Annotated in this window: 10 protein-coding genes; 7 read left to right on the top strand and 3 right to left on the bottom strand. The window is 62.9% G+C overall.

The genetic code is table 11. The features are described 5' to 3' along the window. Positions 1 to 43 precede the first annotated feature (43 nt). From ACX3VQ_RS05395 to ACX3VQ_RS05385, 3 genes are all read right to left on the bottom strand, one after another. A complete protein-coding gene (locus ACX3VQ_RS05395) occupies positions 44 to 1,432 on the bottom strand; it encodes an alpha-amylase family glycosyl hydrolase (RefSeq protein WP_462571123.1) in 1,389 nt (462 codons plus the stop codon). After that, a complete protein-coding gene (locus ACX3VQ_RS05390) occupies positions 1,425 to 2,951 on the bottom strand; it encodes an MFS transporter (protein ID WP_462579904.1) in 1,527 nt (508 codons plus the stop codon). Before ACX3VQ_RS05390 ends, ACX3VQ_RS05395 begins: the two co-directional genes overlap by 8 nt. Before the next feature lie 113 nt (positions 2,952 to 3,064). Then, complete coding sequence (locus tag ACX3VQ_RS05385; RefSeq protein ID WP_462579902.1) at positions 3,065 to 4,153, bottom strand: LacI family DNA-binding transcriptional regulator; 1,089 nt, start codon at positions 4,151 to 4,153, stop codon at positions 3,065 to 3,067. Between the two features lie 304 nt (positions 4,154 to 4,457). On the opposite strand from ACX3VQ_RS05385, the gene ACX3VQ_RS05380 reads away from it, so the two are divergent. The 7 genes from ACX3VQ_RS05380 (at position 4,458) to ald (ending at position 17,103) form a co-directional block, all read left to right on the top strand. Beyond that, on the top strand, positions 4,458 to 7,259 hold the full coding sequence (locus ACX3VQ_RS05380; RefSeq protein ID WP_462579900.1) for a TonB-dependent receptor: 2,802 nt from the start codon (positions 4,458 to 4,460) through the stop codon (positions 7,257 to 7,259). 128 nt (positions 7,260 to 7,387) lie between these two features. Next, positions 7,388 to 8,902: a tryptophan halogenase family protein gene (locus ACX3VQ_RS05375; RefSeq protein ID WP_462579899.1), complete on the top strand. Its 1,515-nt coding sequence runs from the start codon at positions 7,388 to 7,390 to the stop codon at positions 8,900 to 8,902. Then, a complete protein-coding gene (locus ACX3VQ_RS05370; protein ID WP_462579898.1) occupies positions 8,899 to 10,764 on the top strand; it encodes an alpha-amylase family glycosyl hydrolase in 1,866 nt (621 codons plus the stop codon). Before ACX3VQ_RS05375 ends, ACX3VQ_RS05370 begins: the two co-directional genes overlap by 4 nt. Positions 10,765 to 10,769: 5 nt before the next feature. After that, positions 10,770 to 12,386, top strand: coding sequence for an alpha-amylase family glycosyl hydrolase (locus ACX3VQ_RS05365; RefSeq protein ID WP_462579897.1), 1,617 nt, complete (start codon positions 10,770 to 10,772; stop codon positions 12,384 to 12,386). Beyond that, positions 12,383 to 14,416 carry a glycoside hydrolase family 97 protein gene (locus tag ACX3VQ_RS05360; protein WP_462579896.1) on the top strand — a complete coding sequence of 678 codons (2,034 nt, stop codon included), beginning with the start codon at positions 12,383 to 12,385 and terminating at the stop codon, positions 14,414 to 14,416. Before ACX3VQ_RS05365 ends, ACX3VQ_RS05360 begins: the two co-directional genes overlap by 4 nt. After that, positions 14,413 to 15,906 carry a tryptophan halogenase family protein gene (locus ACX3VQ_RS05355; protein WP_462579895.1) on the top strand — a complete coding sequence of 498 codons (1,494 nt, stop codon included), beginning with the start codon at positions 14,413 to 14,415 and terminating at the stop codon, positions 15,904 to 15,906. The genes ACX3VQ_RS05360 and ACX3VQ_RS05355 overlap by 4 nt, the downstream gene beginning before the upstream one ends. Positions 15,907 to 16,014: 108 nt before the next feature. Next, complete coding sequence (ald, locus tag ACX3VQ_RS05350; protein ID WP_462579894.1) at positions 16,015 to 17,103, top strand: alanine dehydrogenase; 1,089 nt, start codon at positions 16,015 to 16,017, stop codon at positions 17,101 to 17,103.

The following is a 17,103-nucleotide window of genomic DNA, read 5'->3' as shown; positions in this document are numbered from 1 at the left end:
GCAGTGGCTCCGCCACCACTGGCGTAGGCGTGGCTGCAGCCGACTATTGCGTGGCCAGCAGGCGATAGCCCCAGGCTGGCAGCGTGACCGTGTCGCCAGCGGCCAGGCTGGTCGCGGCCCCGCTGCGGAATTCGCGGTAGGTTCCCGCAGCATGGCCATCGGCCAGCACCGCGCTGACCGGGCGGGGCGACAGATTGAACAGGCCCAGTACCTTGTTGCCGTCTTTCTCCCGGACCCAGGCAAACATCTGCTGCGGCTTGTCGGTCACGACCTGGCTCATGCGCGCGCCCCACTGGCCATTGGCGAGTGCCGGGTTAGCCTTGCGGAAGGCGATCAGATCGGTCAGCAGTTCGTCCAGCTGGCAACCTTCGCCCTGGCTCCAGTCGATCGGATCCTTCTCGAAGAAGGCAAGGCGTTTTGCGTTGCAGGCTTCCTGCCCGTTGTAGATCATCGGCAGGCCTTCGCCGGTGAAGCTCAGCGCGAGGAATGCAGGCAGTGCCGGGCCGAAATTCTCGTATTGCGTCCCTTCCCAGGCATTGCTGTCATGATTGGCGATATAGGTCAGCCGCATCGCCTGAGCGGGCCAGGCGCTTTCGTTTTCGGCGTAATAGCCGAACAGCGCGGTGGCGTCGGCCTTGCCCTGGGCGATGTTCTTGACCGTTTGGTGCCATTCCCAGGCATAGGTGGCGTCGAAGGCGCGGCGGTGGAGTTCAGAGCTTTTCCATTCGGCCAGCATGAAGACCGGTTTGATCGCATCGAGCCGGGCGCGCTCGCTTTCCCAGAAATCGAGCGGGACATATCCGGCCACGTCGGCGCGGAAACCATCGACATCGAAATCGCGGACCCACATCTCCATTGCTTCGCCCACATGCTGGCGCACGCCGGGCTGCGACCAGTCGAGATCGATTACATCCGACCAGTCCCACCACGGGGTGGGACGGAAATCACCCTTCCAGTCCTTTTCGTACCAGTCGGGGTGCTCGCTCGCCAGGGCGTTGTCCCAGGCGGTGTGATTGGCAACCCAGTCAAGGATCACCTTGAAACCCTGCTCGTGTGCGGCGGCGATGAAGGCCTTGAGATCCTCGGGCGTGCCGAATTCAGGGTTCACGGCGTAATAATCCTGCACCGAATAGGGGCTGCCCAGCGTGCCCTTGCGGTTCTTTTCGCCGATCGGGTGGATCGGCATCAGCCACAAAATGTCGACACCCAGCGCCTTGAGCCGCGGCAGCTCTTTCTGCGCGGCCTTGAACGTCCCTTCGGGGGTAAACTGGCGCGTGTTGATTTGATACAGCACCGCATCGCGGCTCCATTCGGGATGCGTCAGTTCGACATAGGCGGCGGGCTGCCACTCGGCCTCGCCGGTATCGCCCGAGCACGAGGTGAGCAGCGCCAGCGCTGCGGCAGCGGTGAGCGGGAGGGCAATTTTACGCATGGGAGACCTCTGCAATTCTGGCGGGAAGGGCGGCAGTGACGCGCAGCATCGCGGCGGCGGCCACTAGCCATGCCAGCGCGGCAAACAGCATCGTCCACACCGGCTCGCCCGGGAAGAAGGCCTGCATGATCGATCCCATCACCGTTGCCACCAGCAGTTGCGGCACGACGATGAAGATGTTGAACAGGCCCATGTAGATGCCCAGCTTCGCTTGCGGCAAATTGGATGCGATGATGGCATAGGGCATGGCCAGGATGCTGGCCCAGGCGATCCCGATGCCCACTTCGGCCAGCAGCAGCATCTGCGCATCGCGCACCACGAAGAACATCAGGAAACCCGCCGCGCCCAGCGTCAGACAGATCGAATGCGTCAAGACCTGCCCGACCTTGCGTGACAGCCACGGTAGCAGCGCCAGCGCGGCGATGGCGGCCACGCCGTTGTAAACAGTGAACAGCACGTTCACCCAGCTGGCGCCTTCATTATAGGCGGCGCTTGCCGTATCGCTCGATCCGAAGACATATTGCGTCACCACCGGGGTGGTGTTGATCCACATGATGAACAGTGCCGACCAGCTGAAAAACTGCACCACAGCCAGGCGTTTCATGATTTCCGGCATGCCGGAAAAATCGCCGACGATGCTGGACAGCATGTTGGCGGTCCGGCCCTGCTTCGCCAGGTTGATGGCGACCGCGCTGAGCACGCCGTAGAACACCAGCAATCCGCCCAGCAGGAAGACTTCCTTTTCCAGTTCCAGCGCGTTGACCAGCAACAGAACGATCGCACCCAGCACGGTCCAGACTGCCGCCGAAACGAAGCTCTTTTCCGCCAGCAACCGCACCGGCTGGCCGCTTTCGAGCGGGGCTTCTTGGGCAAAGACGGCCTGTTCTTCCGGGCTGTATTCGCGAGTGAACAGTACGGTCCACATCACCGCCGTGAACAGCGCCGCCGCCCCCGCCCAAAAGCTCCAGCGCACGGTGTCCGGCAGGCCGCCATCGGGTGCGACATTGGCGACACCCAGCGTTTCGAGAAGATAGGGAAAGATCGATCCTACCACTGCGCCCGCGCCGATGAAGGCGGTTTGCACGGCATAGCCCGCGCTGTGCTGATCTGTGCGCAGCATATCGCCGACAAAGGCACGGAACGGTTCCATCGAGACGTTGAGGCTGGCATCGAGCACCCACAGCATGGCGGCGGCAAACAACAGCGGCGCGGCCACAGTGGGCGCCAGCGGCATCGCGAACAGCGCCAGCGCGGAGAAAATCGCTCCGGTCAGGAAATAGGGACGGCGGCGGCCCAGCCGGTTCCATGTCTTGTCTGACAGATGGCCGATGATCGGCTGCACGATCAGGCCCGTCAGCGGGGCGGCTACCCACAGCGCGGGCAGATCGTCCATGCTCGCGCCCAATGTCTGGAATACGCGGCTCATGTTCGAATTCTGCAGCGCGAAGCCGATCTGGATCCCGAAAAATCCGAAGCTGATATTCCACAGTCCCCAGAAATTCTGACGCGGTTTTTCCATTGCCTCTATTGTCCCTTCCCCTTGCGCGAGCGGTCATTGCCGTCCCGCGTCAATACCGGAGGGCTGGCATGAAAGCCTTGAGCCGACAACACGTATACGAATGTATCGGGATCTCAGGCGAGCGGAACAGGCGGCGCGGGCGGTGTTGGTGCGGCCGGGGCGACGGACGCACCGCCGCTGCTGGCACGCACGATCAGGCGGGTGGGCAGGCGGTTGTCAGGCCCATCGCGTTCCTCGATCTTGGCCAGCAGCGTTTCCACCAGCCGTTCGCCCGCGCCGCCGATATCCTGCATGATCGTGGTCAGTGGCGGGTTGGTGAGGCTGGCGGAGGGAATATCGTCGAACCCGACTAGCGCCACATCGCCAGGCACCTTCAGCCCGGCCTCGGCCAGGGCGCGCATCGCACCGATAGCGATCAGATCGCTGGCGGCGAAAATGCCGTCGAACCGCTGACCGCTCGCAATCAGGCTGCGGGTGGCAGCATAGCCTGCTTCCTCGGTGGTGATGGCATCGCGCTGCAAGGCGCGCTCGGGCGCTATGCCGGCATCCTCCAGCGCCTGGCACATGCCGCGATAGCGCTGGGCGAATTCGGGATAGTGATCGTCCGCATGGCCGAGAAAGGCCAGCCTGCGCCGCCCGCGCTCGATCAGATGCGCCCCTACCAGCTTGCCTGCGCCGAAATTGTCCGAACCGATGGTACTGCCGGAAGAATCGCCGCTGACCGATCCCCAGCGGGCAAAATGCGTGCCCTGCCGCGCCAGTTGATTCAGCCGTTCGCGGTAAACCGTGAAATCGCCGTATCCGAGCAGGATCAGCCCGTCGGCTCTATGGCTGTCCTGGTATTGGACGTGCCAGTCATCTTCCATCCGCTGGAATGAAATCAACAGGTCAAGCCCATGATTGGCACAGGCACGGGTGATCGATCCAAGCATTGCCAGAAAGAAGGGATTGATCATGCTCTCATCTGGCGTGGGATCTTCGAAGAACAGCAATGCGATGGTGTTCGAGCGCTGGGAACGCAGCGATGATGCGTTCTTGTCGACAGTGTATCTGAGGTCTTCCGCGATAAGACGGATGCGTTCGCGCGTTGTGGCGCTGACCGAAGGGTCTCCACGCAGCGCGCGGCTGACGGTTGGCTGCGATACCCCCGCCAGATAGGCGATATCGAAGCTAGTCGGCCTGCCGGTAGGCTTGCGACCCAAGTTCCTCTCCTGCGAACAGCCGCCGTTTGGCGATCGCCCGAAACTTTAGGCTTTGCACCGGGGTTTGGCAATTCGGTCATATGAGGCCAGATGGCGCCCTCAAAGGACCTGGTCAGCAGGTTGAAAGATCGTTGTAAGCCATTGAATATATTAACGTATACGTATGCTATCTTTCGCATGCCGACTTTGACCGGCTATTCCTGCGTCCAAGCCGGGGGGCACTTTCGCCTTCCGAGCCGGGACTGGATCAGCACGCAGGCGGGCACAGCAGATGCCTGATCGCCGTGCAGGGGAGGAAATTCACATGGCAATTCGTAGCAAGCTTTCCGTCGGCGTGAGCATGGCGGCCTTTTCGGTTGCGCTGGGCGCGGCCGCGTTCCCGCAGGTTGCAATGGCGCAGGACGCAGGTGCCGAAGACGCGGCCGAAGCGGAAGCGTCCCCGGAAGGCGACGCCATCGTCGTTACCGGCTTTCGTGCCTCGCTGGAGAGCTCGATCAACACCAAGCGTCAATCGACCGTGATTGCGGAAGCCTTCTCGGCCGAAGACATCGGCAAACTGCCAGATGTCTCGATCGCCGAAACGCTGGGCCGCCTGCCCGGCCTGGCGGTGCAGCGGATCGACGGCCGCGCGCAGAACCTGTCGGTGCGTGGTCTTGGCCCGGACTTTTCCACCTCGCTCCTCAATGGCCGCGAACTGGTCTCCTCAAGCGATAACCGCGGGGTCGAATATGACCAGTATCCGTCCGAACTGATCGACCGCGGCATCATTTACAAGGTGCCCTATGCCGGCCTCATCGGCCAGGGCCTGGCCGGTACGGTCGACCTAAAGACCATCCGTCCGCTCGAGAAGGGCGAGCGGATCGTCTCACTCGCAGCCCGCGGCGAGTTCAACGAGGATGGCTCGCTCAACCCCGATGTCAAAGGCCGCGGCTATCGCGCGACCGCCACCTATGTCGACCAGTTCGCAGGCGACACACTTGGCCTGGCTGTGGGCGTCGCTTACCAGTCGAGCCCGAGCCAGGTGAAGAAGTTCAACGCCTGGGGCTATCCCAACGATGCCGGTTTCACCGTGCTCGGCGGAATGAAGCCCTTCGCCAAGTCGGTCGACCTCGATCGCCTCGGCGCGTTCGGCACGCTCGAATGGCAGCCTAGCGACGAATGGAGCACGTCGCTCGATCTGTTCTACGCCGACTATCGCGAACGCATTCCGCTGCGCGGCATCGAATTCCCGCTTAATCCCGGCTGGGGTTCGGGAGCCACGATTACCTCGAACAGCGGCGGCGATTTCCCCGATACGGTCAGCTTTTCGGGTGTCCAGCCGGTGGTGCGCAATGATTTCGACCGCAAGGATACCGAAACCTTCTCGGCCGGGTGGAACACCAAATACGAAAACGACGCGGTCATTCTCGAACTCGACGCATCCTATTCCTCGTCGGATCGCCGCTTGCAGCAGATCGAAAGCTATGCGGGCCTGACCTATGCGGCCAATCCGGCCGGTCCTTCGGACACGGTGACTTACACCCGCAGCCCGAAAGGCTTCCCCTTCGCCTTCACCAATTCGATCGACTATTCGGACACCAATCTCATCCAGCTGACCGATCCGCGCGGCTGGGGTGCGGGCGGGCTGGTCCAGGCCGGCTTCATCAACGACACCCTGACGGATGACGAGCTATGGACGGTCCGCGGCGAAGTCGTGGGCAAGGTCGACAATGCGATCATCAAGCATCTCGTGGCCGGCCTGTCCTATTCGGATCGCAGCAAGGCGCGCGACATCACGCAGAACTTCCTCAGCCTCGCCGGCGGACCCTCGGTGTTCGCGGCCGATGGCGCCGTGACCCGCCTGCCGATCCCGGCGGATGCGCTGCTGCCTTCGATCGCCAGCCTCAGCTTCCTGGGCTTCGGGCCGCAGGTTGCCTATGATCCCTTTGTGCTCCTGAGCAACGGCACTTATGTGCTGACCGATGTCCAGAGTTCGAGCTTGCCCTTCCCGGGTGACTGGACCGTGTCCGAAAAGGTCACGCAGGGATACGTGCGGGCCGATATCGATACGCAGGTCAGCGGTTTGCCGGTCACCGGCAATCTGGGTGTGCAGCTGGTCTTTACAGACCAGTCATCCAATGGCTTCAACTCGCCGGGCGGGATCGGCGCGGTGCAGACCCCGGTCACCGACGGCGACAGATATTCCCATGTCTTGCCGAGCCTGAACCTGAATTTCGAACTATCGGATGACATGAAGCTGCGCGTCGGTGCGGCCCGCACCCTGGCTCGCCCGCGCATGGACCAGCTTAATGCCTCGTTCAATGCCGGGATCGCCAATGCACCGCCGGCCGACGGCTTCAACTCGATCTTCAGCGGCAGCGGCGGCAACCCGCAGCTGCGGCCGTTCGTGTCCGACGGGATCGACGCATCGTTCGAATATTACTTTGGCGGCGCGGGATATCTGGCCATCGCCACCTATTACAAATGGCTTGATGATTTCGTGAACCCCAGCGCACCGGTGCTGCGCGACTTTTCCAACCTCGTCCCGCTGCTGACGCCGACCCAGCAGGCGGCCTTCGCGGCCACGGGCAACAATACGCTGGGCCTGGTGACGGGTCCGGACAACGGGGCCGATGGCTACATCTTCGGTGTGGAGGCGAGCACGGCGGTTCCCTTTGGAATGGTTACTTCGGCGCTGGAAGGTTTCGGCTTCCAGACCAGCGTGTCCTACACCAAGAGCAGGCTCGACGTGACGCAGCCTGACGGGACGAGCTTCAACGTCGATACGCCGGGCCTGTCGAAGTGGGTCATCAATTCGACCGCCTATTTCGAGAAGGACGGGTTCGAGGCCCGCATCAGTAACCGGTATCGTTCGTCGTACCTGGCCGAATTCATCGGTATCTCGGCCAGCCGCGCGTTCCGGCGGACCTATGCGGAATCGATCTTTGACGCGCAGATCGGCTATCGCTTCGAGGCAGGGGCGCTCGAAGGGGTTTCGGTCTCGCTGCAGGCGCTTAACCTGACCAACGAACCATTCGTCAACTTCACCGATGGCGATCGCACCCATGTGATCGATTATGAAGAATATGGCCGCACCTATCTGGTGGGTGTGTCCTATCGCTTCTGACCAGCCATGAGGGGGGCGCCGGGTCTTTCGAATTTCCGCCGGATACTTGAAAGACCCGCCGCTCTACCGCTTAATGGGGTCCGGGTTGTGCTCTCCCCATTCGTTTCGGGGCATGTCGGGGATCGTTCATGACGGCGCAGGCAGCTACGGATTTCGTGATCGTGGGCGGCGGGACCGCCGGCTGGATGGCTGCGGCCGCGCTGGCGCGCTTCGCGCCGGGCCGCTCGGTCATGCTGGTCGAAAGCGAAGCTATCGGCACGGTCGGGGTGGGCGAAGCGACCATTCCCCAGATCCACCTGTTCAATGCCGCGCTTGATCTCGACGAGGCTGAATTCCTGCGTGAAACCAGGGGCAGCTTCAAGCTTGGCATCGAGTTTGACGGCTGGCTGCGCGAAGGCGAAAGCTATATGCACGCCTTCGGCAATGTCGGGCAGGGTATGGGGCTGCTGCCGTTCCAGCATTATTGGGTCCGGGCCAGCCAGCTCGGGCTGGCCAAGCCGCTCCAGCGTTATTCGCTCAACGAACTGGCCGCGCGCAAGATGCGGATGCAGCGTGGGCGGCGCACGCCGCAATCGCCCGAAATGCCCTATGCCTATCATTTCGATGCCGGGCTCTATGCCGCGCACCTGCGCCGTTATGCCGAAGCGCGCGGCGTGGTACGGCGCGAAGGCGTGGTCGAAGCGGTCGAGCGTGACGGCGAGAGCGGCGATATTGCGGCGGTGCGGCTTGAAGGCGGCGATCGCATCGCCGGGCGCTTCTTCATCGATTGCACTGGCTTTCGCGCATTGCTGATCGAAGGCGCGCTCGAATCCGGGTTCGAGGACTGGAGCCACTGGTTGCCGTGCGACCGGGCGATGGCAATTGCCTGCGAGGGGGCAGGCGATTTCACCCCCTATACCCGCTCGATCGCGCGCAAGGCCGGGTGGCAATGGCGCATCCCGCTGCAGCACCGGATCGGCAATGGCCACGTCTATTCGAGCGCGCATATGTCGGATGACGAAGCGGCCTCGATCCTGCTCGCCAATCTCGACGGCGCGCCGCTGGGCGATCCCCGCCCGTTCCGTTTTGCCACCGGTACACGGCGGCAGCACTGGGTTCGCAACTGCCTTGCCATAGGGCTGTCCGCCGGCTTCATGGAGCCGCTCGAATCCACCAGCATCCACCTGATCCAGAGCTCGATCTCGCGTTTCCTGGCGATGCTGCCGGGGGAACGGGTGGAGCAGGCGCTGGCTGACGAATTCAACCGCCAGGCCGCGTTCGAATGGAGCCGGATCCGCGATTTCCTGATCCTGCATTACTGGGCCAACCAGCGCGAGGGCGAACCCTTCTGGGACCTGGTACGCCACATGGAGCTGCCCGAAACGCTGCAACGCAAGATATCCCAATGGCAGGCGGGTGCCTTCATCCATCGCGAGCATGAAGAACTGTTCACTCCGGTCGGCTGGTTCCAGGTGCTGGTTGGCCAGGGCATTGTTTCCCATGGCTACAATCCGATCGCTGACACCCTTCCGGTCGCACAACTGGCGGCGCTGCTCGAAGAACATGAACGCCGCTGCGAGGAGGAAGCCCGCACCATGCCATACCATCTCGATTTCCTCCGCGCCTTTGTCGGCCAGGCTGCGCCCGAACAGGTTGGCGCATGATCGCGCGCGGGCTGATCCTGTCCGGCCTTGCCGCCTGCGCGCTGGTTGGCGCGAGCGGATCCGCGGCGCAGCAGCCGGCGGTGGATGGGGCCGCAGCAACATCGGTCGCCGCCGCGCCGCTGCGGCTGCGCGATCCGGCCGAGGAAGTGGTCTATTTCGTCCTGCCTGACCGGTTCGAAAACGGCGATCCTGCGAATGATCGCGGCGGGCTCGCGGGCGGCCCGCTGCAGACTGGGTTCGACCCCGCGCACAAGGGCTTCTTCCATGGCGGCGATCTGAAAGGGCTGACCGCGCGGCTCGACTATCTCGAGCAGATGGGCATCACCGCCATCTGGTTCGCGCCGATCTTCCAGAACAAGCCGGTGCAAGGGCCACCCGGGCAGGAAAGCGCAGGCTATCATGGCTATTGGGTGACCGACTTCACCCGGCCCGATGCGCATTTCGGCACCAGCGCCGAGCTCAAGGCCTTTGTCGATGCCGCCCATGCGCGGGGCATGAAGGTCTATATGGACATCATCACCAATCACACTGCGGACGTGATCCGCTATGCTGACGGCGATGCGACCAATTACGAATATCGCAGCCGGGGCGACTATCCCTATTCGACCCGTGGCGGGGTCGACGGGCCGCCCATAAACCCCGGTTTCATGGGCGATGAGGATCGCAGCGCCGCCAATTTCGCCCGGCTCGTCGATCCGGCCTATGCCTATGTGCCCATCGTTCCCGATGCGGAAAAGGACGTGAAGGTCCCAGCCTGGCTCAACGATCCGATTTATTACCACAATCGCGGCAATTCCAGCTTCACGGGCGAGGATAGCCGTTTCGGCGATTTTTCGGGCCTCGACGATTTGTTCACCGAACATCCGCGCGTGGTTGCGGGAATGATAGACATCTATGCCGGCTGGATCCGCGAGTTCGGGATCGACGGGTTCCGGGTCGATACCGCGCGGCATGTGAATCCTGAATTCTGGCAGGAGTTCATCCCGGCGATGCAGGACACCGCGCGGGCGGCGGGCATACCCAATTTCTACATCTTCGGCGAGGTGTTCAAGGATATCCCGCAGAACGGATATATCGCGGAATACACCCGGCGCGACGGTTTCCCGGCGGTGCTCGATTTCGCCTTCCAGGCGGCGATGCGCGAAGTGTTGGGGCGGGGCAAGGGCACGGTCGTGCTGGCACACATGTTCGATGGCGATGTGCTTTACGAAGGCGGTGAAGCTGCGGCGCTGCGCCTGCCGACCTTTCTTGGCAATCACGACATGGGCCGGTTTGCGACCCTGATCCGGCAGGACATGCCCGGCATCGGGCAAGATGAGTTGTTGGCCCGGGTCATGCTCGGCCATGCCATGTTGCTGACGCTGCGCGGTTCACCCGTGATCTATTACGGCGACGAGCAGGGCTTTGTCGGGGATGGCGATGACCAACTGGCGCGTGAGGACATGTTTCCCTCACGCACAGCGGTCTATAATGACAACCAACTGATCGGCACTTCCGCGACCACGGCGCAGGCCAATTTCGACCGCACCCATCCGCTCTACCGGCTGATCGCCAGCTTTGCCGCGATCCGCAAGGCGCATCCGGCGCTGGCCACCGGGCGCCAGCTGGTGCGGCATTACGAACAGGCGCCCGGTATCTTTGCAGTCTCGCGTTTCGATCCGGCCACTGGTGGAGAATACCTGCTTGCTTTCAATACCACCGCACAGGAAAGGACGGCCAATGTGGCGCTCGGTTACGATGCCCGCACCTTTGAATCGCTGGCGGGCGATTGCCCCTTATCCGTCACGGCACCGGGTAGCGCGGCATTTCGCCTTGCTCCATTCGGCTGGGCGATCTGCCGCGTGAGCGAGCTTGCCCGGTGAACAGGTTGAGCTCTCCTTCCGCGCAAGCCGCCGACGCCAATCTAGAACCCTGGTGGAAGGGCGCGGCGATCTACCAGATCTATCCGCGCAGCTTCCAGGATTCGAATGGCGACGGGATCGGCGATCTGCCGGGCATTACCGCGCGGCTGGATCATGTTGCGTCGCTCGCGGTAGATGCGATCTGGGTTTCGCCTTTCTTCACCTCGCCGATGAAGGATTTCGGTTACGACGTGGCCGATTATTGCGGCGTCGATCCCATCTTCGGCACGCTGGCCGATTTTGATGCACTGGTCGCCCGCGCGCACGAGCTGGGGCTGCGGGTGCTGATTGACCAGGTTTATTCGCACACTTCGGATGAACACGAATGGTTCGCCGAAAGCCGTTCCAGCCGCACCAACCCCAGGGCTGACTGGTATGTCTGGGCCGATCCCAAGGCGGACGGCTCGCCCCCTTCAAACTGGCAATCGGTGTTCGGCGGCCCCGCCTGGACCTGGGATGCGCGCCGCCAGCAATACTACCTGCACAATTTCCTCAGCTCCCAGCCGCAGCTGAACGGCCACAATCCGCAGGTGCAGGAGGCATTGCTGGGCGTGGCCAGATTCTGGCTCGATCGCGGGGTTGACGGTTTCCGCCTCGATGCGCTCAATTTCGCGATGCACGATCCGCAGCTGCGCGACAATCCGCCCGCGCCGCCATCGGACAAGCCGCGCACGCGCAGTTTCGATTTCCAGCGGCAGACCTACAACAAGTCGCACCCTGCCATTCCGGCCTTCATCGCCCGGATCCGCGCACTGACAGACGAGTATGACGCGGTGTTTACCGTAGCCGAAGTCGGTGGCGACGAAGCCGAAGGCGAAATGAAGGCTTTCACCGCTGATGGCCGGCATCTCAATTCGGCTTATGGCTTCAACTTCCTGTATGCTGAACGGCTGACGCCCGGCCTGGTTTGCGCGGCGCTGGCCCAGTGGCCGGACGAACCCGGACTGGGCTGGCCCAGCTGGGCATTCGAAAACCACGATGCCCCGCGTGCCCTGTCGCGCTGGTGGAGCGCAGACGAACGCGCCGCCGCAGCGCGCATGAAGATTCTGCTGCTGGCTTGCTTGCGCGGCAACATCATCCTTTATTACGGCGAGGAACTGGGTTTGACCCAGATCGACATCCCGTTCAAGCAGCTGCACGATCCCGAAGCGATCGCCAATTGGCCGCTTACGCTTTCGCGTGATGGCGCGCGCACCCCGATGCCGTGGAGCCATGACGCCCGCCATGCCGGCTTTACCATCGCCGATCCGTGGTTGCCGCTGGGCGAACAAAATGTCGCACGATCGGTCGACCAGCAAGAGGCTGATCCGGCTTCGCTGCTGCACCACACCCGCGCGGTGCTGGCTCTGCGGAACGCCCATCCGTCGCTCAAGCTGGGCGCGGTCACACGCTGCGAGGTGCGGGGCGATCTGCTGGTTATCGAGCGCGGCCATGGCGATGAAATGCTGCGCTGTCTGTTCAATCTCGGCCATACGCCAATCGAGGTGCCCCGGCATCTGGCAGGCAGAGAGCTGGTGCACTCTGCCAACAGTGCCACACCCGATCGTTTGCCGCCCCTTGGAGCCTTGGTGACCAAACCATGATCTTGCGTTTTCTAGCTGTTGCCACCGTCCTGATCGCGGCGCTTGCCATTCCGGTCAGGGCAGAAGAACGAGTGACCTCGCCCGATGGGCAGATCAGTGTGACGATCGACGTCGATGGTGAAGGCAAGCCCTTCTACCGGGTGGAGAAAGACGGGGTGCCGGTGCTCGACGCGAGCCGCCTGGGTTTCCTGCTGACCGACCAGGACAAGCTCGAGCGCCGTCTCAGGATCATCGGGTCTGAAACTTCCAGCAATGATGAGACGTGGGAGCAGCCCTGGGGCGAGCGGCGCTATGTCCGTGACCACCACAACCAGCTGACCGTGCGCTTCGAGGAAGAGAGCGATGCGCAGCGCCGTTTTGGCGTCATCTTCCGGGTGTTCGATGACGGGATCGGTTTTCGCTATCTGTTCGATGATACCAGCATGGGCCAGACCGTGCGCATTGCCGAGGAACTGACCGAGTTCAACATCGCGGCAGACGGCAAGGCGTGGTGGATTCCCGGCGGCGAATGGAACCGCTACGAATATCTCTATCAGGAGACGCCGATCAGCGCGGTCTCGCTGGCGCATACGCCGTTGACCTTCCGGCTCGACAACGGGACGCACCTGGCAATCCACGAGGCGGCGCTGGTCGATTTCGCCGGGATGTGGATCAAGCGCACCACCGGCACGGGATTTCGCGCTACGCTGGCGCCGACCGGATCGGGCGCGGCCCGCGCGGTGCGCGACGTTCCCTTCGCCACGCCGTGGCGAACAGTGCTGATTGCGCCCGATGCGGCGGGCCTGGCGATGAGCGATATCGGGCTCAATCTCAACGAGCCCAACCGGCTGGGCGATGTCAGCTGGTTCACACCGCACAAATATGTTGGCGTGTGGTGGTCGCTTCATCTCGAAACGGAAAGCTGGGGTTCGGGGCCAAGTCACGGTGCCAATACCGCCAACGTCAAGCGCTACATCGATTTCGCCGCCGCCAACGGGTTCAAGGGTGTGCTGGTCGAAGGCTGGAACATCGGCTGGGACGGCAACTGGTTCTTCAACGGCGCCGACTTCAGCTTTACCCAAAGCTATCCCGATTACGATCTGGCGGCGCTGGCTCGCTATGCCGCGAACAAGGGTATAGCGATCATCGGCCATCACGAAACTTCAGGCGATGTCGGCAATTACGAAGCGCAACTGCCCGCTGCGCTTGACCTGATGGCCGCCAATGGCGTCGGCACGATCAAGACCGGCTATGTCACCGATGCCTGCAACTTGCGCTATGTCCATCCCGACGGGCGCGAGACACGCGAATGCACCGAAAGCCAGGTGATGCAGCGCCACCACCTCAAGGTCGTGACTGAAGCGGCCAGGCGGCACATTGCAATCAATCCGCACGAACCGGTCAAGGACACCGGGCTGCGCCGGACCTATCCCAACTGGGTCAGCCGCGAGGGTGCGCGGGGCATGGAGTACAACGCCTGGGGTGTTCCGCCCAACGGGCCGGACCATGTCCCGACCATGGTGTTCACCCGGATGCTGGCGGGGCCGATGGACTATACCCCCGGCATCCTCAGCCTTGAGGGGCGCGGCCAACCCCTGCAGATGACGCTAGCACGCGCGCTGGCGGAATATGTCGTGATCTATTCGCCGATCCAGATGGTGGCTGACCTGCCGGAACATTATGCGCAGCACAAGGCGGCATTCCAGTTCATCAAGGACGTGCCCACAGACTGGTCTGACAGCCGTGTGCTGGCGGCCGAAGTCGGCGATTATGTCGTCACCGCGCGCAAGGACCGCAGCAGCGACGCATGGTATGTCGGCGGCGCCGCTGGCGAGCAGGGGCGCAAGCTTTCGGTCGCGCTCGATTTCCTTGACCCGGGCCGCGCCTATCGCGCCGAAATATACCGCGATGGACCAACGGCAACCTATGACGGGCCGGGGAGGTTCGATATCTTGATCGAAAGCCGGGCGGTGACATCGGCCGATGCGCTCGACCTGGCGATGGCGCCGGGTGGCGGCTTTGCGATAAGGCTGGTACCGGCAGTGAGGTGAGTGAGCGAGTTCCCCCCCGCGTTGTCATCCTTGGCGGCGGCAGCGCCGGCTGGATCACTGCCTGTTTGCTCCACCATCAATGGGCAGCGCGCGGCGGCAGCGTCACAGTTGTCGAGAGCCCGGAAATCGGAATCATCGGCGTGGGCGAGGGCTCGACCCCGCAGCTTAAGGCCTTCTTCGACCATCTCGGCATTGCCGAAAGCGAGTGGATGGCGGCCTGCGATGCGACCTACAAGCTCGGCATCCGCTTCACGGGCTGGAGCGAGCGCGAGGGTTTTGACAGCTATTTCCATCCCTTTCCCGGGCCGACCGACCTGCATAGCGAGCCCGGCTTCGTGCAGAACTGCCTGCTGGCGCGGCGGGGCTTTGCGGTCCCCGCGCACCCCGATCACTGGTTCCTGGCGGCGCGGCTGGCGCACGCGCGCAAGGGACCGCACCCATCCGAGAATTTCCCCTTCGCCCCCAGCTATGGCTATCATTTCGATGCGCACCGGCTGGGCGGTTTTCTGCGCGAATGGGCGAGCGCGCGGGGCGTGGTGCATGTTCCGGCGACAGTGGCCGAGGTCGAGCTGTGCGGCAATGGCGATGTCGGCGCGCTTTTGCTCGGTGACGGGCGCCGGATCGAAGGCGACATTTTCGTCGATTGTTCAGGGTTCCGCAGCCTGATCGCGCAGCAGGCACTCGGTGTGCCGTTCTACTCTTTCGCTGAAAACCTGTTCAACGACCGCGCGGTTGTGATCCCGACTGCGCCGCAAGTGCCGTTCCATCCCCAGACCGACAGCATCGCGATGCGGGCAGGCTGGCGCTGGTCAATCCCGCTCACCTCGCGCGTGGGCAATGGCTATGTCTATTCCTCGCGCCATATTTCGGACGAGGAGGCCGAAGCGGAACTGCGCACCGCAATCGGTGTGGACGATACCGGGCAAGAGGCGCGTTTTCTGAAAATGAAGGTCGGCCGCGTGGCTGAAAGCTGGCACCGCAATTGCCTTGCCGCAGGGCTGGCGCAGGGCTTCATCGAGCCGCTCGAGGCAACCGCACTGCATATCGTGATCGCCACTGCGCTGGAGTTTGCCGATGCCTGCGAGGCAGGCGGTTTCACCGCAGCCAACCGCGATACCTTCAACTCCGCGATCGGCGCACGCTATGACGGTATCCGCGACTATATCGTCGCCCATTACCGCATGAACCAGCGCCATGACACGGATTACTGGCGCGACAATGCCGCCAACCAGGCGCTGTCGGACAATCTCAAGGCGATGATGACTGCCTGGTTCACGCATCAGGACATGGCGCAGGCGAATGCCGCAACTTATGCCGATCCGGTCTATTCCTCGCTGAGCTGGCATTGCCTGTTTGCCGGATACGGCACCTTCCCACCGCCAGCCAAAATGCGGCCGCTGCCGCAGGGTGCCAGCGGTGCCGATGCCGAGCGGGTCGAACACATGCTCGAAGCCTGCCTGCGCAACTTCCCTGATTATTCGACCGGGTGATTCCCGCCCGGTGAGGCCAAACAAAATACCAATAGATTGTAATTTTCTAACCCTTGCGATAGGAATCGCCTGCAAAGTCTGCCGAGTCCGATCAAAGAGGTTTTCCGCATGCTCGTAGGTGTTCCCAAGGAAATCAAAGCCCATGAATATCGCGTCGGCCTGACGCCTGAAGCGGTGCGCGAATATGTCAGCGCCGGACACCAGGTGATCGTCGAGACCACAGCGGGCGAGGGCATCAGCAAGGGTGACGAGGTCTATCGCGCCGCCGGGGCCGAAATCGTCAGCAGCGCGGCTGAAGTGTTCGCGCGGGCCGAGATGGTGGTCAAGGTGAAGGAACCACAGCCCAATGAATGGGTGCAGCTGCGCGAAGGGCAGATCCTGTTTACTTATCTCCACCTGGCGCCCGATCCCGATCAGGCGCGGGGCCTGATGGCATCGGGTGTTTCGGCGGTGGCCTATGAAACGGTTACCGCGCCTGATCGTTCGCTGCCGCTACTCGCGCCGATGAGCGAAGTGGCCGGGCGGCTTTCGATCGAAGCGGGTGCCACGGCGCTTTACGCGCACAATGGCGGGCGCGGCACGCTGATGGGCGGGGTGCCCGGCGTGCTCCCGGCCAAGGTGGTGGTGCTGGGCGGCGGCGTGGTCGGCACACAGGCGGCGCGCATGGCGGCGGGGCTTGGCGCGCGGGTCGAGATTTTCGACAAGTCGCTGCCGCGTATCCGCCAGCTTGACGAGATGTTCCAGGGCCGGGTAGCCACGCGTTATTCGACCATCTCGACGATCGAACAATCGATCGCCGATGCCGATTTGGTGGTGGGTGCGGTGCTGATTCCGGGCGCCTCCGCGCCGCATCTGGTAACGCGCGAAATGCTGGGCCTGATGAAGCCGCGCGCGGTGCTGGTAGATGTCGCGATCGATCAGGGCGGCTGCTTTGAGACCTCGCATCCCACCACGCATGATGCACCGACCTATGAGGTGGACGGGATCATCCATTATTGCGTTGCCAATATGCCCGGCGCGGTGCCGCTGACCTCGTCTTACGCGCTCAACAACGCCACGCTGCCGTTCGGCCTGGCGCTGGCGGCAAAGGGCATAGCCGCGTGCGAGGATGATCCGCACCTGATGCTTGGCCTCAACGTGCACCAGGGCCGGATCGTCAATGCAGCGGTAGCGGAAAGCCTGGGCTTCGGCGGTTGA

The organism is Altererythrobacter chaiwopuensis (assembly GCF_054957735.1).
This window is presented reverse-complemented; position numbering and strand designations above follow the sequence as displayed.